General features: G+C 72.0%; 17 protein-coding genes and 2 pseudogenes. 5 read left to right on the top strand and 14 right to left on the bottom strand.

Annotated features, from left to right (window positions below; genetic code table 11):
- Positions 1–45: 45 nt before the first annotated feature.
- From ACZ6JT_RS02115 to ACZ6JT_RS02095, 5 genes are all read right to left on the bottom strand, one after another.
- Positions 46–1,542: a glycoside hydrolase family 18 protein gene (locus ACZ6JT_RS02115; RefSeq protein WP_469206223.1), complete on the bottom strand. Its 1,497-nt coding sequence runs from the start codon at positions 1,540–1,542 to the stop codon at positions 46–48.
- A gap of 201 nt (positions 1,543–1,743) precedes the next feature.
- The gene (locus ACZ6JT_RS02110) at positions 1,744–2,184 is read right to left on the bottom strand and encodes a hypothetical protein (RefSeq protein WP_469206221.1); all 441 of its coding nucleotides are present in this window, start codon (positions 2,182–2,184) and stop codon (positions 1,744–1,746) included.
- 82 nt (positions 2,185–2,266) lie between these two features.
- Positions 2,267–2,668, bottom strand: a complete 402-nt coding sequence (locus ACZ6JT_RS02105) for a VOC family protein (RefSeq protein WP_469206219.1) — start codon at positions 2,666–2,668, stop codon at positions 2,267–2,269.
- A gap of 28 nt (positions 2,669–2,696) precedes the next feature.
- On the bottom strand, positions 2,697–3,824 hold the full coding sequence (locus ACZ6JT_RS02100) for a PP2C family protein-serine/threonine phosphatase (RefSeq protein WP_469206217.1): 1,128 nt from the start codon (positions 3,822–3,824) through the stop codon (positions 2,697–2,699).
- Positions 3,825–3,966: 142 nt separating this feature from the next.
- Positions 3,967–4,761 (bottom strand): LysR family substrate-binding domain-containing protein, encoded by a 795-nt coding sequence (locus tag ACZ6JT_RS02095; RefSeq protein ID WP_469206215.1) that lies wholly within the window; start codon positions 4,759–4,761, stop codon positions 3,967–3,969.
- 58 nt (positions 4,762–4,819) lie between these two features.
- Between ACZ6JT_RS02095 and ACZ6JT_RS02090 the strand changes: the two genes are divergently transcribed.
- A complete protein-coding gene (locus tag ACZ6JT_RS02090; protein ID WP_030713100.1) occupies positions 4,820–5,224 on the top strand; it encodes a DUF5997 family protein in 405 nt (134 codons plus the stop codon).
- A gap of 80 nt (positions 5,225–5,304) precedes the next feature.
- Here ACZ6JT_RS02090 and ACZ6JT_RS02085 read toward each other — a convergent pair whose 3' ends face one another.
- The 3 genes and pseudogenes from ACZ6JT_RS02085 to ACZ6JT_RS02075 form a co-directional block, all read right to left on the bottom strand.
- Positions 5,305–5,871, bottom strand: coding sequence for a YdeI/OmpD-associated family protein (locus ACZ6JT_RS02085; protein WP_469206214.1), 567 nt, complete (start codon positions 5,869–5,871; stop codon positions 5,305–5,307).
- 9 nt (positions 5,872–5,880) lie between these two features.
- Positions 5,881–6,012 carry a hypothetical protein gene (locus tag ACZ6JT_RS02080; RefSeq protein ID WP_469208255.1) on the bottom strand — a complete coding sequence of 44 codons (132 nt, stop codon included), beginning with the start codon at positions 6,010–6,012 and terminating at the stop codon, positions 5,881–5,883.
- Positions 6,013–6,522: 510 nt separating this feature from the next.
- Positions 6,523–6,723: pseudogene (locus ACZ6JT_RS02075) on the bottom strand (ATP-binding cassette domain-containing protein); the annotation flags it as partial.
- A gap of 289 nt (positions 6,724–7,012) precedes the next feature.
- Between ACZ6JT_RS02075 and ACZ6JT_RS02070 the strand changes: the two are divergent.
- Positions 7,013–7,355 (top strand): annotated as a pseudogene (locus ACZ6JT_RS02070) (LuxR C-terminal-related transcriptional regulator); the annotation flags it as partial.
- Positions 7,356–7,393: 38 nt separating this feature from the next.
- Here the strand turns inward: ACZ6JT_RS02070 and ACZ6JT_RS02065 are convergent.
- Positions 7,394–7,849, bottom strand: a complete 456-nt coding sequence (locus ACZ6JT_RS02065) for a DoxX family protein (RefSeq protein WP_469206212.1) — start codon at positions 7,847–7,849, stop codon at positions 7,394–7,396.
- Between the two features lie 168 nt (positions 7,850–8,017).
- Between ACZ6JT_RS02065 and ACZ6JT_RS02060 the strand changes: the two genes are divergently transcribed.
- Positions 8,018–8,641, top strand: coding sequence for a hypothetical protein (locus ACZ6JT_RS02060; protein ID WP_469206210.1), 624 nt, complete (start codon positions 8,018–8,020; stop codon positions 8,639–8,641).
- 838 nt (positions 8,642–9,479) lie between these two features.
- Here the strand turns inward: ACZ6JT_RS02060 and ACZ6JT_RS02055 are convergent.
- The 5 genes from ACZ6JT_RS02055 to ACZ6JT_RS02035 all read right to left on the bottom strand — a co-directional run bounded on the left by ACZ6JT_RS02055 (position 9,480) and on the right by ACZ6JT_RS02035 (position 16,423).
- On the bottom strand, positions 9,480–10,427 hold the full coding sequence (locus tag ACZ6JT_RS02055; protein WP_469206208.1) for a carbohydrate ABC transporter permease: 948 nt from the start codon (positions 10,425–10,427) through the stop codon (positions 9,480–9,482).
- On the bottom strand, positions 10,424–11,758 hold the full coding sequence (locus tag ACZ6JT_RS02050) for an ABC transporter permease subunit (protein ID WP_469206206.1): 1,335 nt from the start codon (positions 11,756–11,758) through the stop codon (positions 10,424–10,426). Before ACZ6JT_RS02050 ends, ACZ6JT_RS02055 begins: the two co-directional genes overlap by 4 nt.
- Positions 11,759–11,768: 10 nt before the next feature.
- Complete coding sequence (locus tag ACZ6JT_RS02045; protein ID WP_469206205.1) at positions 11,769–13,103, bottom strand: ABC transporter substrate-binding protein; 1,335 nt, start codon at positions 13,101–13,103, stop codon at positions 11,769–11,771.
- Positions 13,104–13,252: 149 nt separating this feature from the next.
- Complete coding sequence (locus tag ACZ6JT_RS02040; RefSeq protein ID WP_469206203.1) at positions 13,253–14,935, bottom strand: glycoside hydrolase family 13 protein; 1,683 nt, start codon at positions 14,933–14,935, stop codon at positions 13,253–13,255.
- 213 nt (positions 14,936–15,148) lie between these two features.
- Complete coding sequence (locus tag ACZ6JT_RS02035; protein ID WP_469206201.1) at positions 15,149–16,423, bottom strand: ABC transporter substrate-binding protein; 1,275 nt, start codon at positions 16,421–16,423, stop codon at positions 15,149–15,151.
- Positions 16,424–16,592: 169 nt separating this feature from the next.
- Here ACZ6JT_RS02035 and ACZ6JT_RS02030 point away from each other — a divergent pair, with 169 nt between their 5' ends.
- Together ACZ6JT_RS02030 and ACZ6JT_RS02025 are read left to right on the top strand one after the other, a co-directional pair.
- Entirely contained in the window at positions 16,593–17,099 is a 507-nt protein-coding gene (locus ACZ6JT_RS02030; protein ID WP_266385967.1) for a PadR family transcriptional regulator, read from the top strand.
- Positions 17,096–17,914 (top strand): ABC transporter ATP-binding protein, encoded by an 819-nt coding sequence (locus tag ACZ6JT_RS02025; RefSeq protein WP_469206198.1) that lies wholly within the window; start codon positions 17,096–17,098, stop codon positions 17,912–17,914. The genes ACZ6JT_RS02030 and ACZ6JT_RS02025 overlap by 4 nt, the downstream gene beginning before the upstream one ends.

Raw genomic sequence — 17,914 nt, 5'->3', positions numbered from 1 at the left:
CCGCCGCTCGTCTCGTGCGGCGGGCCCGTGAGCCGTTCGGCGCGGCTACTTCAGCGCGGCGAACGCCCTGGTGAAGGCCAGCGGCTGCTGGAGGATCGAACTGCACGTGGCATCGGCGTAGTTGACGGCACCGGCCGCGCACTGCTTGTCACGTGTCGAGGACCACATGGCCAGCCGGCCGATCCCCTTCGACGCCGCGAACTCCACCAGCTGCGTCGCGTCCGCGACGGTGAACACCTCGCTGGCGACGTCGTTCACGCCGATCATCGGCGTGACGGCCACCGCCTTCCACGCCGCCGCGTCGGAGAGCCCGAGCACGCCCTTGAGCTGGGCCTGGGTGGCCGTCGCGGCCTGAATCGCGTACTGCCCCATGTCCCCGCTGTACGCCGGCCCGTAGTCCATCGCCATGATGTTGACCGCGTCCACCCGCACGCCGTTCTTCTTGGCGTCGGCCAGCAGCGCCACACCCGGCTGGGTCAGCCCCTCGGGCATCACGGGGAGGGTGAAGGCGACGTCCAGGCCGGGGTGGGACTTCTGCAACCGGGCGATGGCCTGGGCACGGCGCGCGTTGGCCGCGGTGTCCGGCAGGGCCGCGCCCTCGATGTCAAAGTCCACCTTGGTGAGCCGGTACTGGTCGACGACCTTCCCGTACGCGGCCGCCAGCTCGTCCACGGTCGCGCAGTTCAGGGCCAGTTCGTGGCCGGCGGCGCCGCCGAACGACACCCGTACGTCGCCGCCCTTCGCGCGCAGTGCACCGATCTGCGCGGCGACCTTGTCGCTCGCGAGGTCCGTGACACCGCCCCACAGGGGCGCGCAACCGCCGCCGGAGGTGATGAAGGCGAGGTGGAACTCCTGCACGCCGGTCTTGGCCGCGGTGTCGACCAGGTCGTAGGCGGGGTACAGGGAGGTGTCCACGTACGGGGCGAAGCGCGCGCCGCTGCCGCCCGGCGCGGGGACGGGGGCGGTGGGGGTCGGTGTGGGGGAGGGCGACGCGGTCTTCGTCGGCGCGGCGGAGGTGGCGGGCGCGGTGGGCGTCGCGGGCGCGGTCGCGGTGACGGTGGGACGGGCGGTGGGCCGCCCGCTGGGCTGGGCCGTCGCGCCCTGGTCCACGGAGCACTTCACCCCGTTGATCAGGCACCCGGTCGGATCGCCGGGGGAGCCGGAGCCGCTGGTGACGAAGCCGACGGTGACGGAGGCCCCGGCGGCGAGCTCCCGGTTCCAGCTCGCGGGCTTCACGGTGACCCGCCGACCGGAGACGGTGTGGGTGCCGTTCCACAGGGAGTCGATCTTCGTGCCCGCCGGCAGGTCGAACTGCAGCGTCCAGTCCGACTGCGCCTGGCCGGTGTGGTTGGTGATGACGTACTGGCCGGTGTAACCGCCGCTCCACGAGCTGGACTTCGTGTACACGGCGCCCACGGAGGCCGCCTGGGCGGTCCCGGTGAAGGCGAAGGCCGCGCCTCCGATCACGGCCGCCGCCACGATCGCTCCCGTGATCTTCGCCTTGCGGCTCGTCCTGCGCCGGTGCCCGACTGTGCTGCCCATCGCGTGCCTGCCTCTGTGTTACTGGGGAGTTGGGGTATGCGGCAGCACGCTAGCGACACCGAAACGGACATTCGTTCGTTTCGGCCCGCCCCTCATGAGTCTTAGGTTCCGCTTAAGGCAGGGGTAAGCGGGGGCTGAGGAAGCGGCGTTGCGACGAGGGGGTGTCACCCGCATGCGGCTGACACCCCCTCGTCGTGCGTCCTAGACGGAGGAGTCGTCGAACGGGTTGTTCATCACGCTCGAGGACTCGCAGCGCGCGATCACACCGCTGCTGGCGCCGATCTGGCAGACCTCGAAGTAGGCGTTGTCGATCCAGCCCGCCTCCAGGTAGGTGGTCCACGAGGCGGTGGTCTGGCCGCTGGGCACGGTCCGCATGCTCCAGACCTTGTGGCCGCTCGCGCCGTTGGTGACGAGGCGGATGCCGACGACGTAGCCGTCGGTCGCACGGTCCTGGGCGACGATCTGGATCGGGTCGAGGCGGTAGGGGTTGATCCGCCAGCCGATGACCATCCGCCCGTAGTACGAGTTGGTCGAGACCGTTGCCTCGGTGCCGGACGCCGCGGCCGCGGGGCTGGCGATGAGCGGAATCACGACGGTGGCCAGGGCCGCGGCGGTCGCGACGAGGCTGCTCTTGAGGCGCAAGGGTCCCCCAGGGAAAAGTTGTTGGCTGGAAAGGCATACTCTAGCTCGAATTCGATCATGCCTGGCCACCTCTGACTGTCCCTCAACTCGCGCTGTCCGCAGTGCCGCTCGGGCTTCCGTGGGTAGCGTCGATCACGCAGAAGCGGTTGCCCTCGGGATCGGCCAGCACGATGAAATCGGGGTCCTCGGGATAGGAGTCCCAGTCGACGCGCCGGGCACCCAGCGCCACCAGGCGGGCCACCTCCGCCGCCTGCTCGTCTGCGTCGGCCGCGTACAGGTCGAGGTGGACGCGCGGGCGTTCCTGTACGGGCGTGACGCTGCGGCCCAGCGCAAGGCCCGGCCCGCCGCCGTCCGCGGGGACCAGGACCGTCCAGTCCTCGTCGACCTCGCCGTCGCGCGGGACGTAGCCCAGGGCCCGGCTCCAGAATTCCGTGGCGCGCCGCACGTCCGAGGCGCCCATGACGATCGTTCCGATGGTCAGCATGATCCGATTCTGGCAAACCCCGATCCCCCTACAGGGGTCGTTCGATCGCCACCATCGCGGCGTCGTCGCCCAGGGTGCTGCCCGGCGCGTGGGCGAGCAGGTCCCGGCACAGGTGGTCGAGCAGGGCCCGCGGGTGCATGCCGGAGCAGGCGGCCACGCGCTCCGCGAGCGGGTAGAAGGCGCCCTCCCGGTCACGTGCCTCCAGAACGCCGTCCGTGTAGAGGAGCAGGACGTCACCGGCCGCGAACGCGAAGGTCTGCGCCGTGACGGGCGCGGCCACGAGACCGGCGAGCCCGAGGGGCGGCCCGGGCTGGGACACCTCCAGGCGTACGACCCCGCCGGTGCGGGGCAGGAGGAGCGGCGGCGGATGGCCGCAGCTGACCAGGTGCAGCACCGGTTCCACGTCGGGAACGTCCAGGACGGCCGCCGTCACGAAGCTCTCGCCGTCCTCACCCGGGACTCCGCTGCCGCCGTCGTCCTCCGAGCCGTCCAGATCCGGGGAGACCGCCGCCTCCAGGTAGTTCACCAGGCCTGGCAGCTCGGCCTCCTGGTGCGCGGCGGCCCGGAAGGCGCCGAGTACGAGCGCGGCGTCCCCGACCGCGTCCAGGCCCTTGCCGCGGACGTCACCGATGATCAGCCGCGTCCCCGCGGCCGTACGGGCGGCCGCGTACAGGTCGCCGCCGATCCGGGCCTCGGCCGCCGCGGCGAGGTACACCGAGGCGACGCTCAGCGGCCCCATCCGTTCGCGCAGCGGCCGCAGGACCACCTGCTGGGCGGTCTCCGCCACCGAGCGCAGCTGGACCAGCTCCTTCTCGTGCACCTCGCGCAGGTAGGCGAAGAAGGCCACGAACCCCGAGATCATGACGAGCGCGATGACCTGGAAGGTGTGGTTCAGGTCGGTCAGGCTGGTGCGCACCGTCGCGACGACCACCTGGGCCAGCACGGCGACCAGGCCCACGAAGCCCGTCATCCAGGGCCCGGCGAACGAGGCCGTCACCGCTGGTGCGGCGACCAGGAACGGCCCGAGGTGAACGTCCGGCGGAGCGAGGACGTCGACCAGCGTCACGAGGGCGATCAGCGTGAACGGGACCGCCAGCTGTGCGTGGCTGACCCGCAGGGCTCGGTGGTGAGGGAGGCGTGCCGGCCGGAGATCCATCCCACCTGCATACACCGCGAGGCGATCCGGATCCCCGAAGCCTGGCCGTCGGGGCAACGGCGCTGTGGTTCGGATCGAGCCGCACGACGGCCCGCGCCGCTCCGTCCGTGCCCGCGCCGCTCCGTCCGTGCCCGCGCCGGTCCTACGGTCGTCGGCGGGGCTTGCCGCCCTTGCCGCTGCCCTTGGCCGCCTTGGCGCCGCCGGATCCACCCCGCGGGTTCTTGCCCGTGGCCTTGCCGGACGCGGTCTTCCGCTGGGCACCCGAACCCGAGCCGGAGCCCGTCTCGGGGCGCTTGCGCTTCGCCTTCGGCTGCGGCGGCGTCGGGGGGCGGCCGCGCGTGCTGTTCACCGTCCGGCCGCGGACGATCCCGATGAACTCCTCCACCAGATCGGTGGTCTCCTCCTGCGGCCACGACAGCGCGACGCGCGACTCGGGCGCGTCCGAGACCGGCCGGTAGGTGAGGTCCTTGCGGTGGTGCAGACGGGCCAGCGATTGCGGGACGATCAGGACGCCGATCCCGGCCGCCACCAGCTCGATCGCGTCCGCCGTCGTCGCGGGTCGCTCGATCGCGGGCCGCCCCGGCAGCCGCTCCCAGACGAGGGTGTCGTCGAGGGGATGCAGCACGATCTCGTCGGCCAGGTCCTCGGTGGACACCTCTTCGCCCGCTGCCACCAGGTGGTCCTTGGGGACGACCACCACCGTGGTCTCGGTGTACAGCGGGATCGCGCTGAGGTCCGTACGGTCCACCGGCAGGCGGACGAATCCCGCGTCGGCGCCGCCCTCCCGCAGTACACCGAACGCCTCGCCGGGGGACACCGCGACAAGGGTCAGCGGGACGTCCGGCAGCCGCTCGTTCCAGATCCGCACCCACTTGCCGGGTGTCACCCCCGGGACATAAGCGAGCCGGAACGAATGGGGTACTTCCGAGCCTGTCACCCCGCCAGGTTACCCGGCGTGGTCGGAGGTAGCGCACACGCTCGATACTCTTGACACCATGACGTCGCACCAGAACACCCAGACGATGAAGCCCGCGACCGCGGCGAAGAAGCTGGGCGTGTACCTCGAGGCCACCCCCGCAGAGTTCCAGGAGGGTGTCGTCTCGCGCAGTGAATTGAGTGCGCTCCAGGCCGATCCGCCCGAGTGGCTGCAGGAGCTGCGCCGCAACGGTCCGCACCCCCGGCCGGTGGTCGCGGCCAAGCTCGGCGTGTCCATCGCCGGCCTCGCCCGCGGAGGAGTCACCGAGCCCCTCACCACCGAGCAGATCGAAGCGCTGAAGCAGGAATCTCCCGAGTGGCTGCAGAAGGAACGCGCCACCCAGGCCGAGGTCCGCAAGGAAGCGGTCCGGATCAAGGAGAAGAACGCGGAGCGGGCCGAGAAGGCCCGCGGCCAGGAGTCCTGACCTGCGGCTCCGCTCTCCGTCAGGCCCGGCCTCCCCCGAGGAGGCCGGGCCTGACGCCTTTCCCGCCCCCCCGGAGGGCCCTAGCCCGCGGTCAGGGTACGCAGGGCCTTGCCGAGCCGGGTCTTCCGGCTCTCCGGGGTGAGGGCCTGGAGCAGCGGCAGGATCAGCTGGTAGCGCCCTGTCCTGTCGAGCGCCTCGAACGCCTTCCGGGCTTCGGGATCCGCGTCGAGGGCCGCCGCGAGATCGGGCGGCACCGCCGCCGTGCTCTGCGACGCGTAGGCGCTCGCCCACCGCCCGTCCGCCTGCGCCCTGCGCACCTCGGCGAGCCCGGGTTCGCGCATCCGCCCCGCGGCCGTCAGCGCCGCCACCTTGTCCACGTTCACCCGGGACCACAGGCTCTTGGGGCGGCGCGGCACGTAGCGCTGCAGGTAGTGGAGCGCGTCGAGGGCGCGCCGCTGGCCGGAGATCCAGCCGTAGCACAGGCCGATGTCGACCAGCTCGTCATCGGTGACGGACGGGATGCCGGACTTCTTCTTGGCCACCTTGATCCATACGCCCTCGTGCCGCGTGTGGTTCTCGGCGAGCCAGCCCTCGAACGCCTCGGCGTCCGCGAAACCGACGATCTCCACCCCGCCCAGTTCGTCCATGCGCTCAGGCTATCTCCCGGCCGCCTGCGGCGAGCTCGCCAGCACCTCCTCCAAGGAGGCTCTGCGGGTGTCGAGTTCGAGCACCACGATGCCGTGCTCGGTGGCGAGCGCGCCGACGCGTTCCGCCGTCATGCCGGTCACGGCGATCCGTCCGGCCCCCGACAGGCGGGCCCGGACGACCGTGGCGCCGCTGCCGCCAGTACGGCGGCCAGTTCGGCGCGGTGCGTCGCGGCGCCCCGCGCGGCGAACTCGTCCGCGCTCTGCGCGCCGACCACCCGGCCCCGCCCGAGGCGACGATCCGGTCGGCCGTGTCCGCCGCCTCCGCGGCGCGCTCGCCGGTGATGGCGACCGTACGGCTCTCCGCGGCCAGCGTGCGCGGGAGCCCGCGGGCCGACCGCACCCCCTCGGCGTCCAGACCGGCGAACGGCTCGTCGAGCAGCAGCACGGGCGGATCCCCGAGCAGCGCGGCGGCGATGCGCAGCCGCTGCCGCATGGCGGGGGAGTACGTCGCCACGCGCCGCCGCGGCTCACGGGACAGGCCCGTCTCCGCCAGGACTTCGGCCACCCGGCCGGACCCGATGCCGTGCCCGCGGGCCAGCGCCCGCCCGGCCCGGTGCGCCGGCGGGGCAGGGCGCCGGGCTCGGGCAGCGTCCCGATCGGGTGCGGGCTCTGCGGGCGGCCGCGCGGCGGGACCCCGCACACGGTGAGCGTGCCCGCGGTGGGGGAGTCCAGCCCCAGGATCAGGCGCAGCACGCTGGTCTTGCCGGACCCGGCGGGGCCGAGGACCGCCGTGACCGTCCCCGGCCCTGCCGTGAGGGACAGCCGGTCGACGGCGGGCCGGCCGCCGTGCATCCTGCTGAGTTCCTTGACCTCGGTCACCGGGCCCACCCTGCCGGGAGACCCGGCCCTCGGGCATCGGGCCGTCGGTGGCAAGGACGGGGGCGCCCCCACCCGGGGGTGCTGGTTACCGTCGCGGGCATGGACACCCCACCCAGGAACGCGAAGAGCACCAAGAGCACGGAGCGTGCCGAGAGCGCCGACGCGCGTACGTCGGACCCCGACAGCGCTGAGCAGGGCGTACGGGGCGCCGACGGCCCCGGGCCGAAGCCGACGTCGGCCTTCGCGGCAGGGGGCGGAGGCCGACCATGTGTACGGGGCGCTGCGCGCCGGCGCGAGCGGCTTCGCCGTGAAGGACATGGCCCTGGAGTCCTCGCGGCGATCAGGGTCGTCGCCGCCGGAGACGCCCTGATCGCGCCGGGCGTGACGCGCCGGCTGATCGCGGACTTCGTCCGGCGGCCGGGGACCCCGGCGGCGGAGCCGGTCCCGCGGGCCGTCGCCGGTATCACCGAGCGCGAGCGGGAGGTCCGCACCCTGGTGGGGCGGGGCCGCTCGAACGCAGAGACAGGCAGGAGCTGTTCATCTCGGCTGCCACGGCCACATCGCACGTGTCGCGGCTGTTCGCCAAGCTCGGCGCCCGGGACCGCGGGGCCCGGGCGCCGGAGCGGGTGGGAGGAACGATTCCTCAGGCGGTCACGGTGTCCGTGCGGGCTTCGTCGCGGCGTCCGGGGGACGTCGCCGGGCGGGAGGCGAACAGCCCGTCCACGGCGAGGGCGCCGGGACCCGTGAAGACCAGCAGGAGGAAGGCCCAGCAGAACATCGCGGAGGCCTCGCCGCCGTTCTGCAGCGGCCAGAGCGCGCCGGGCTGGTGCACGGTGAAGTAGGCGTACGCCATCGAACCGGAGGCGACGAAGGCGGCCGAGCGGGTGCCGAGGCCCAGCAGGACCAGCACGCCGGCCACGAGCTGGATCGCGGCGGCGTACCACCCCGGCCAGGCGCCGGTGGCGACGGTGCCGCCGCCGTGCGCGCCGCCGAGGACGCCGAAGAGCGAAGCGGCGCCGTGGGAGGCGAACAGCAGCCCGATGACGATGCGGAACAGGCCGACCGCGTAAGGCTGGGCATGGTGGAGACGTGTGCTCACGGGGGGAGGCTCCTTCGGTTGGGGACGGGTCCCGAAGTCGTGCCGAGATGCTCCAGCGGAGCGAGCCATAGGTTAGGTAGACCTAAGTGGCCACGCAAGCGCGAGATTCGGCCACCGGCCGAGGCGATCCGATCCCGGTGCGCCGGGGCCGGTGGCTAGCATCGCCCCATGGGTGTGGACATAACGGTCCTGGTCGCCGACTGGGCGCATGTGATGGCTCTGGCTCCGGAGGACCGGCTGCGGGTGGTGCAGGAGTCGGCGTACGCGGACGACGACCCCGACGGAGGCGGTGACGTCGTCGACGGGTGGGTGTGGCCGGCCGCCGGGTCGGAGCGGGCCTGGCTGGGGCGGTACGAATTCCCGGGCACGCTCGGCTCGTACAAGCCGCACTTCTGGGCTGCGGAGGGCTGGGAGAAGGTCCGGGGCGCCGCCGGAGGCGGGGTGCGGACGGCGCTGGACGAGTTCCTGGAGGGGTTGATCTGGTGGGGGCCGCGGGCCGACGTCGATGCGGAACAGGTCGACCCCGGGGTGTTCGCCTCGCCGGAGGATCTGTGGAGGTCCGGGCCGCTGATCGTGCGCAGTCCGGCGACGGTGGCACGTCTGCGGCGAAGGTGGCACGAGGCCGCCCCGGGCCTGGAGGCTCTGCGGGTCCCGTACGCGGAGCTCGCGGGGCGCGAGCCGGGGCAGTGGGTCGCCGGCTTCGAGGAGTTCGCCGCGCTGGTGACAGGCTGGGCCGAGGTGGTCGACGAGGCAGAGCGGCGGGGGTGGGGCCTGCTCGGCCTGCCGATCTAGGGGTATTGATCACGTTCATCGCGGCTTCCGCACGGCGAAGGGCGCTCGCCGGCGTCCACGCCAGGTCGTCGGCGTCCAGCCGGACAGGCAGTCCTCGCCGGCCGCGTCGCCGGCCAGGGAAAGCCACGGGTCATTGAAGCGGAACCGGTGCGTAGCGCCTCCGGCCGCGGCCGGCACCAAGGCGGCGATCGTAGGCCCCGCGGGTGCACGTCCGTACCGGCCACCGGGAAGTCGGGTGCCGCCGAAGCCAGTTCACCACCGCGGTGCTCGTGAACGAAGCCAGATACTCGCCGGCGCGCCGGAAGGCACGCCGGCCTTCGGTGGCCCGCTCCATCGCGAGCTCCAGAGGCGATCCGTCCCCCAGGCGCTGGAGGTGCCCGTTGAGGCGGGTCGGCTGGTCCTCGTCGAGGGTGTGGGCGAGCGGGCGCGATGGGGGCGTCAGAGGCATCACGCCCATCGCACCGTCCGCGTAGCTGCCGACGACGGTCCTGACGAGCCGGAGGGCCACCGCAATCTGCTCTGAGCGGCCACCGGGTTGCTGTGGGGGCGGACCAGCCTGGCCATCGAGGAGACATCGGCCGGCACATCGAAGCAGTGCGCCGCGCGCGGCGGTGATGATCCTGGCGGCCACGGTGGTGTCGCTGGTACCCGAGGACGAGAACTCGGCCGAGGTCGCCAACGTCGAGTAGACGAAGCGGTAGGGCTTCAGCGGCCCGGACGGCCACTGCGCGGGGTCGCGGGTGTCGAGGTCGCGGAGCTACGACACCGCGGCGGCGGGCCCAGGGGACACGGTCTCCCGACCGGCCGCAGGGCCCGCTCCCGTGGCAAGGGGCGGCGGCTACTTCACCGAGCCCGCCATCACCCCTTGGACGAAGTGCCGCTGGAAGGCGAAGAAGACGATCAGCGGGACCACCAGGGACAGGAACGCCCCGGGCGCGAGGACGCCGATGTTGCTTCCGAACTGCCGCATCTGGGACTGCAGCGCGACCGTGAGCGGCTGGGACCCGCTGTCCGCGAAGAGCAGCGCCACGAGCATGTCGTTCCAGACCCAGAGGAACTGGAAGATGGCCAGGCTCGCGATGGCCGGGCGGCCGAGCGGCAGCACCAGCCGCGAGAAGATCCGCCACTCGCTGCCGCCGTCCATCCGGGCGGCTTCCAGCATTTCGCGCGGTATCTCGGCGAAGTAGTTGCGCAGCAGGAAGATCGCGAACGGTAGCCCGTAGGCGACGTGGAACAGGACGACCCCCGCGACCGTACCGAACAGCCCCACCGCACCGAAGAGTTTGGCCACGGGCAGCAGCCCGATCTGAACGGGCACCACCAGCAGGCCCACGACCACCAGGAAGATGGCGTCCCGGCCGGGGAACTCCAGCCACGCGAAGGCGTATCCGGCGAGTGCCGCGATGGCCACCACCAGGATGGTGGCCGGCACGGAGATCAGGACGGTGTTCCCGAACGCCTCCGCGATGCCGGAGTCCTTCAGCAAGGCGCCGTAGTTGTCCAGGGACAGCTGGGACGGGTCGCCCAGCGCGGTCCACCAGCCGCCGGAGGCGTTGTCGCCCTCGGAGCGCAGCGAGGAGATGAGCAGGCCCGCCAGCGGGGTGATCCACACCAGGGCCACCAGGATCAGCGCACCCTGCACGAGGGAACTGCTCAGCAGGCGCGACAGCCGCTTTCCGCGCCGGCGCCCGGGGCCGGGCCCCTTCGCCGACGGGCCGGGGACCGGGTGGACGTCCGCCGTCCGCCGAGGCCGTCGACGCTCGATCGTGCCGTGGCCGCTGCTCATGCTCCACTCCTTCGGAAGCGCCGGATGTTGAAGACCATCGCCGGGACGACGAGCAGGAGGAGCACCACGCTGAGCGCGCTCCCGAGCCCTTGGTCGTTGCCGCCGCCGAAGGACACCAGCCACATGCGGGTGGCCAGTACGTTGGCCTCTTCCTGGACCGGTCCGGGCGCGATGATGTAGACGAGGTCGAAGACCTTCATCACGTTGATCACCAGGGTCACGAAGACGACGGTGAGCACCGGAGCGAGCAGCGGCACGGTGATCTTGCGGAAGATCTGGCCCTCCGAGGCACCGTCCATCCGCGCGGCCTCCAGGGCGTCTCGCGGGATGGCCGCGAGGCCGGCGCCGATCAGGACCATCGCGAAGCCGGTCCACACCCACAGGTAGGCGCCGATGATGGCCGGCGTGACCAGTGCCGGACCGAGCCAGTTCACCCCCTGGTACGGTGCGGCGAAGTTGGCCGCGGGCAGTCTGATCGTGTACGGGCCGTCGGCCAGCCCGGTGAGGCGGAACGACCCGTCCTCGGCCGTGACGGCGGTGGCGGCCACCCGGCCGTCCCGTACGGCCTCGACCGTCATGCCGGGCAGCCCGTTCTCGCCCGGGTCGATACGGCCCGGGGTACCGGCGCCGCCGGGGGCGAAGTCGAGGTAGACGACGCCCCCGATGGTGTCGGGCTCGGCCGTCGCGGGGGCCGCGGCCTCGGCCTCGGCCGGCATCGCGTCGGGAGCCACCCCGATGAAGCCGAGCCCTACCGCGTGGCCGGGACGTACGGTCCCCTCGGTGCGGTAGGGGCCGCCCGCCCCGCCGGTCAGGCCGTGGCCCTCCCGGGCCCGGGCCGTGGGATAGGCGGCGGTGTCCGCGAAGCCGTCGTGGACGGCGACCACGGCGGCGTTGAGCACGCCCCGGGACGGGTCCTGGTCGTAGGCGAGCCGGAAGATGATGCCGGCGGCGAGGAACGACACGGCCATCGGCAGGAAGAGCACGAGCTTGAACGCGGTCGCCCAGCGCACCTTCTCGGTGACCACGGCGAGCATCAGCCCGAGTCCGGTCAGTAGGGTCGGGGCGACGACGACCCAGAGGGCGCTGTTGCGGATCGCCTTGAGCGTGGCCTGGTCCCCCACGATCGCCGCGTAGTTGGCGGCCCCTACGAAACGGTCGCCGTCGGCGTCGAAGAGGCTGCGGCCGAAGGAGAAGAGGACCGGGTAGACGACCAGCGCGCCGAGCAGCATCAGGGCCGGCAGGACGAAGACGACCGCGAGGCGGCGCTTCCTGCGCTGGGCCCGGCGCCGCCCGTCGGCCGGGCCGCGGGCAGCGGTCACGGTGTCAGCCATGGAAGTCGCCTCAGTTCCCGTAGGCCTTGGCGGCCTCGGCCTCGAGCTTGGCGGCCGTGCCCCGCGGGTCCGACGGGTCACGCAGGAAGTCCTGGAAGAGCTTCCACTCACCCGCGCCCTTGGTGCCGCCGAACGCGGCCGGCGCCTGGTCCGACATGTCGAAGCGGATCGAGTCACCCGCCGCGACGAGCGAGTTGGCGGTGCTGCGGGTGATCTCGTCGCCGTACGAGGCGATGTCGACCTCCTTGTTCGGCGACAGGAAGCCGCCGGCGCGGGCCCAGACCTCGGCGGCCTCGGAGCCGGCCAGGTATTCGAGGAGTCGCATGCCGGCCTTGCCGTTCTTCGCGTCCTTGAGGACCACGGCCGCGTCACCGCCGCTGACGACAGGCGCCTTGCCGCCGTCGACCGCGGGGAAGGGGAAGAACTTGGCGTCCTTGCCGAGCTTCTTGCCGAACTGGTCCTTGGCCACGCCGCCGACGAAGTCGCCCTCGTAGACCATGCCCGCCTTGGGCTCGGGGCCGAAGACCTGCGCGACCGACGTGGGGAAGTCGGTGCCCAGCGCCGTCTGGGCCCCGCCGGCGACGAGTTGCTTGTCCTTGAACAGCTCGCCGAGGGTGGTCAGGGCCTTGACGACGCTTTCGTCGGTCCACTTGAGCTTGTGCTGTGCGAGCTGGTCGTACCTCTCCGGTCCGGCCTGGGAGAGGTAGACGTTCTCGAACCAGTCGGTGAGGGTCCAGCCGTCCTCGCCGGCCACGGCGAAGGCGGGACGGCCGGAGTCGGCGAGAGTGCGGCCGGCCTTGAGCATGTCGGTGTAGGTGGTGGGCTCGGTGACACCGGCCTGGGCGAAGGCCTCGGGGGCATACCAGACGGTCGACTTGTGGGCGGCCTTGAAGTAGAGGCCGTAGTACGTGCCGTCGACGGTGCCGTAGTTCTTCCACACCGGGGCGAGGGTGGAACCGGCCTTGGCGGCGGCCTGGTCGGACAGGGGCTGGAGCCAGCCCTTGCCGGCGAACTGCTGGAGCACACCCACCTGGGGGACCATCACCACGTCGGGCGCGTTGCCGCCTTCGATCTTGCTTCCGACGAACGTGGAGACGTTGTCGCCGGAGGGTATGAAGACCGTCTTCGCGCCGGTCTTCTCGGTGAAGGCGTCCAGGACCTTCTTGAAGTTCTGCTGCTCGCTGCCGGTCCAGACACCTGCCACGGTCACGGTCTGACCGCTGAGTTCGCCGCCGCTCGCGGGTCCGGTGGTGCCGCCGCCGCAGGCGGTGGCCCCGAGGGCGAGGGTGAGGGCCGCCGAGGCGGTGGCCGTGGTCCGCCGGGTCGTCTTGCTGGGTCGTCGCATGAGGGGGTCCTTGTCTGGAGGTCCGGGCGCGGGGCGGGGTCCGGAGGTGCACGGAGGGGTGCGCGGGAAGGGGAAGGCGGAGGGGAGAGGGGGAGGAGGAGGGAGGGGAGGGGGAGGAGGAAGGGGAAGGAGTGGTCAGGTGCCGGGGGTCAGGGGGTCGGGCAGTCGGCCGTCCACCAGGCGGCGGTCGCCGCGGGCAGCACCCCGTCGGGGCAGGGACCGCTGGCGAGCAGCGGAGTGCCGGGGACCGGGGCGGCCACCGGTTCGGTGCCGAAGTTCACGGCGCAGACGAGGCCGTCGCCGCGGGTCATCGCGAGCACCTGGGGAGGCGTGTCCAGCCAGCGCAGGGGGCCTTCGCCCAGCTGCGGCAGGGTGCGCCGCAGTTGGAGTCCGTCGCGGTAGAGGTGCCAGAAGGAACGGGTGTCGGCCAGCGCGCGGTCGGTGGCGTGCTCGGCGAACCACTCGGGCTGCGGCAGCCACGGCTTGGCGCCGGCCGCCGCCTCGGAGAAGCCGAACGGGGAGGCGTGCCCGGACCAGGGAAGCGGCACGCGGCAGCCGTCACGGACGTGCTTGCGGCTGCCCGTACGGCGGAAGATCGGATCGGTGAGCACCTCGTCGGGCAGGTCGAGCACCTCGGGGAGGCCGAGCTCCTCGCCCTGGTAGATGTAGGCGGCGCCGGGCAGCGCGAGCATCAGGAGGGCCGCGGCGCGGGCGCGGGCCGCCCCGAGGCCGCTGCCTTCCACGCCGGGCTCGCCGGCGTAGCGGGTGACCGTGCGGACCTGGTCGTGGTTGTTGAGCACCCAGGTGACGGTGGAGCCGGTGCCGGCGATGTCGCGCATCGCGTCGGTGATCGTCGCCCGGAAGGCGTCGGCGTCCCAGGGAGCGCTGAGCAGGTCGAAGAAGAACGCCTGGTGCAGCTCGTCGGGGCGGACGTACTCGGCGTGCTCACGCGCGGTGGGCACGGACACCTCGCCGACCAACAGCCGCTCGCGGCCGTCCCGGGTTGTGTACTCCTCGCAGATCGAGCGCCAGCGCCGCCATACGCCGTGCACCTCGGGCCGGTTCCAGGCCAGCTGGTTGACGGCGTCGCGGGCCCGCTCGTCGGCTCCGGGGTCGTCCGAGTCGGGCAGCGAGGGGTGCTTGAACAGTCCGGCGGCGACATCGATGCGGAAGCCGTCGACCCCGCGCTCCAGCCAGAAGCGCAGCACCCCTTCGAACTCGTCGCCCACGGCCGGATCGCGCCAGTTCAGGTCGGGCTGCTCGGGCGTGAAGAGGTGCAGGTACCACTCGCCGGGGGTGCCGTCGGGTTCGGTGACCCGGCTCCAGGCGGGACCGCCGAACATGGCGTGCCAGTTGTTGGGAGGCTCCGCCCCGTCCGGGCCACGGCCGGGCGCGAAGTGGAAACGGGCGCGCTCCGGGCTGCCCGGCTCGGCGCTGAGCGCCTCCTGGAACCACGGGTGCTCGCTGGAACAGTGGTTGGGAACGATGTCGAGCAGCAGCTTCAGTCCGAGGCGCCGGGCGTCTGCCACCAGCCGGTCGAACTCCGCGAGGTCGCCGTAGACCGGGTCGACGTCGCGGTAGTCGGCGACGTCGTAGCCGTGGTCGTGCTGCGGCGACGGGTAGAAGGGGCTGAGCCAGATGCCGTCGACACCGAGCTTGCGCAAGTAGGGGAGCCCGGCCCGGACGCCGGCCAGGTCGCCGATGCCGTCCCCGGTGCTGTCGAGGAAGCTGCGGACGTAGACCTGGTAGATCACCGCGTCGCGCCACCAAGGAGCCGAGGTGGTGGCGGCGGGGGAGGGATGGCCGGTGGCGGCCGGAAGGGTGCTGAGCATCTCGCGTCGACCTGTCTACTGAATGCGAGAGCGCCCCGGATCGGTGCGCTGTTATGCATGCATGTTAAGTAGCAGCGACAGGAAGGTGTCAACGATGTGTCCAGAAACAGCGCAAAGCTGGGGTGTTTTGTGCCTGAATGACCGCATGCACAACGAAGGGTCTCTACTTAACATGTAAGTAGAGACCCTTGAGGAAGGACCGGAAGAGTGCGATCAGCCCTTGCGGGAGATGGTGTCGAGCTCGCGCGCGAGTCGGGCCGCCGCCTGCTCCGGCGTCTGGCGCAGTGCCAGCAGGTCCTGCGCCACGGCCTGCACGGCGAGGCTCACCTGGTCGTAGCGCGGACTCTTGGGGCGCGGCACCGCCGACAGCACGCTCTGGCGCAGCGTGGGCAGGTACGGATACGCGCCGACCAGCTCGGGGTCCTCGTACAGCGCGGCGCGCACCGGAGGCAGGGAGCCTTGGGTGAGCACCTGCCTCTGGACCCGTTCACTGGTGAGGTAGGAGATCAGGTCGGCCGCCGACGCCGGATGCCGCGCATGGCTGCTCACGGCGAGGTTGGAGCCGCCCAACACGCTGGTGCCGGGCCCGTCGGGTCCGGGCAGCGGTACGGCACCGAACTTGCCCGCCACCTTGGACTCCGGCGCGCTCGCGTCCGCGTACACGTAAGGCCAGTTCCGCAGGAAGAGCAGCCGGCCGTCCTGGAAGGCCCGCCGCGACTCCTCCTCCTTGTAGCCGAGCGCGTCACGGGAGATCCAGCCCTCCCGCACCCCGTCCCCGAGGAACCGCAGTCCGGCGCGCGCCGCGTCCGAGTCCACGCTCACGCGGGCCCCGTCGTCGCGCAGAATCGATCCGCCCGCCGAATGCACCGCTTCGGTGACATTGACCGTGAGCCCCTCGTACGGCAGGAACTGGCCGGCGTAACCGTCCAGTCCGTACTTCGGGGCGATCGTGCGCGCCTGGCGGGCCAGCTCGTCCCAGGTGCGCGGCGCTTGCTCGCCCTCCCGATCCAGGATGTCCTTGCGGTAGTAGAGCAGCCCGGCGTTGGTGACGTACGGGACCGCGTACAGCCGGCCGTCGAAGGTCGCGGTGTCGACGACGGGCCGCAGGAAGGAATCCAACGGGAAGCGCTCACGCCGGAGCGGGGAGATCCAACCGGCCGCCGCGAACTCGGAGGTCCAGGCGACGTCGATGTTCAACACGTCGAACCGGTCGCGCCCCGATCGCAGCTCACTGATCATCTGGGCCCGGGTCTCGTCCGCCGAGTCCGGCAGTTCGACGAGCGTGACGCGCTCGTCAGGACGGGCCTCGTTCCAGTCCTCCAGGAGCGGGGGGAGGTAGTTCGTCAGATCGCCCGCCGTCACGAGCGTCAGCGGGCCGCGGTCCTCGGAGCCGGGACCCGCGTCAGCGCGGGCGCCGAGACCGGTGTATCCCGCCAGGACGACCGCCCCGACCAGGAGAGCTCTACCCGCGGCACGCATCCACCGCATAGGTTCCTCCCAGTGCACGATCCGGCTGCGTCGCCGGCCATCGTGGCCTATATATACCCGTTAGGCATGGGCGATACTAGACGCCCAGGCAGACGAGACGGACGGCGGCGCAACTCCGCCCGCTGGCGAGTGAACCGTTGACTACGGAGCGGGAAGGAGGGGAGAGCGAGTGCGGCTGGCGCTCCTTGCGCTCCTCACCCGTAGCCCTGCGCACGGTTACGAGCTGAAGCAGGACCTTGAGAAGCTCTTGGGCGCCGCGTACCCTCAGCCCAACGTCGGCCAGATCTACGTCACCCTCGGACGGCTCGAGAAGAGCGGCCTGATCGAGGGCGAGGACGTCGAGCAGTCGGGACGCCCCAACAAGCGCACCTACCGACTGACGGACGCCGGGCGCGAAGCCGTGCAGGCCTGGTTCGAGGACACCGCCGAGGAACCCCGGGTACGGGACGAGTTCTTCATGAAACTCGCCCTCGCACCCCGGTCGGGTCTGGCCGATCCGGTCGCGCTGATCAACAAGCAGCGGCGGCAGTACCTCAACACCATGCGGGACCTGTCCAAGCTGGCCGCGGCGGAGGACCGCGACAACAAGATCTCCCAACTGCTGATCGAGGGCGCCATGCTGCACCTGCAGGCCGACCTCGACTGGCTCGAACGCTGCCAGGAGGAGCTGGAATGAGCGACGACGCCACCACCGCCGCTCCTGGCGCGTCCGGCGGGTCCGGCGCGTCCGGCGGGTCCACCACCGACTCCGCCGAGCCCATCGTGCGCGCCGAGGGCCTGACCAAGACGCACCACGGCGAGGGCGTACCCGTGCACGCCGTGCGCGGGGTGGACCTGTCCGTCCGGCCCGGCGAGTTCGTCGCCGTCACCGGCCCCTCCGGAGCCGGGAAATCCAGCCTGCTGCACCTCATGGGCGGCCTCCAGCGCCCCGACAGCGGAAAACTGTGGATCGGCGGAGAGCGGGTCGACCAGTACCGCGAGGCCCGCTGGGCGGTCCTGCGGCGCCGCAGCATCGGCGTCGTCTTCCAGTTCTTCAACCTGGTCTCCAACCTCACCGTCGCGGACAACGTCGAACTCCCCGCCCTGCTCGCCGGCGCCTCCCCGAAAGCCGCCCGCGCATCCCGTGCCGAACTGCTCGCCGAACTCGGCCTCGAAGGTCGCGAACGCTCGATGCCCGGCGAGCTGTCCGGGGGCGAACAGCAGCGCGTCGCACTCGCCCGCGCCCTGGTCAACCACCCCGCGCTGCTCCTCGCCGACGAACCCGCCGGCAGCCTCGACAGCAAGGGCACCCGCGAGGTGCTGCGGCTGCTCTCCCGGTTCCACCAACGCGGCCAGACGATCGTGATGGTCACCCACGACGCCCGGATGGCCAGCGCCGCCGACCGCGTCGTCAGCTTCTTCGACGGGCGCATAGCCGACGACGCGCAGCTCGGCGCCGGGCGCCGAGAGCCGGCCGACGGCGTCCGCGGCGTACTCGAACTGAAGGAGTGA

The sequence above is a fragment of the Streptomyces sp. NPDC046308 genome (assembly GCF_055588065.1).
Note: the sequence above shows the minus strand (reverse complement) of the source record. Positions and strands in the feature narration are given on the sequence as shown.

Coding starts and splice junctions, on each gene's coding strand:
- ACZ6JT_RS02115 (WP_469206223.1), bottom strand. CDS start 1,542: ATGGGCAGCACAGTCGGGCACCGGCGCAGGACGAGCCGCAAGGCGAAG.
- ACZ6JT_RS02105 (WP_469206219.1), bottom strand. CDS start 2,668: ATGCTGACCATCGGAACGATCGTCATGGGCGCCTCGGACGTGCGGCGC.
- ACZ6JT_RS02100 (WP_469206217.1), bottom strand. CDS start 3,824: ATGGATCTCCGGCCGGCACGCCTCCCTCACCACCGAGCCCTGCGGGTC.
- ACZ6JT_RS02090 (WP_030713100.1), top strand. CDS start 4,820: ATGACGTCGCACCAGAACACCCAGACGATGAAGCCCGCGACCGCGGCG.
- ACZ6JT_RS02085 (WP_469206214.1), bottom strand. CDS start 5,871: ATGGACGAACTGGGCGGGGTGGAGATCGTCGGTTTCGCGGACGCCGAG.
- ACZ6JT_RS02060 (WP_469206210.1), top strand. CDS start 8,018: ATGGGTGTGGACATAACGGTCCTGGTCGCCGACTGGGCGCATGTGATG.
- ACZ6JT_RS02055 (WP_469206208.1), bottom strand. CDS start 10,427: ATGAGCAGCGGCCACGGCACGATCGAGCGTCGACGGCCTCGGCGGACG.
- ACZ6JT_RS02050 (WP_469206206.1), bottom strand. CDS start 11,758: ATGGCTGACACCGTGACCGCTGCCCGCGGCCCGGCCGACGGGCGGCGC.
- ACZ6JT_RS02045 (WP_469206205.1), bottom strand. CDS start 13,103: ATGCGACGACCCAGCAAGACGACCCGGCGGACCACGGCCACCGCCTCG.
- ACZ6JT_RS02040 (WP_469206203.1), bottom strand. CDS start 14,935: ATGCTCAGCACCCTTCCGGCCGCCACCGGCCATCCCTCCCCCGCCGCC.
- ACZ6JT_RS02035 (WP_469206201.1), bottom strand. CDS start 16,423: ATGCGGTGGATGCGTGCCGCGGGTAGAGCTCTCCTGGTCGGGGCGGTC.
- ACZ6JT_RS02025 (WP_469206198.1), top strand. CDS start 17,096: ATGAGCGACGACGCCACCACCGCCGCTCCTGGCGCGTCCGGCGGGTCC.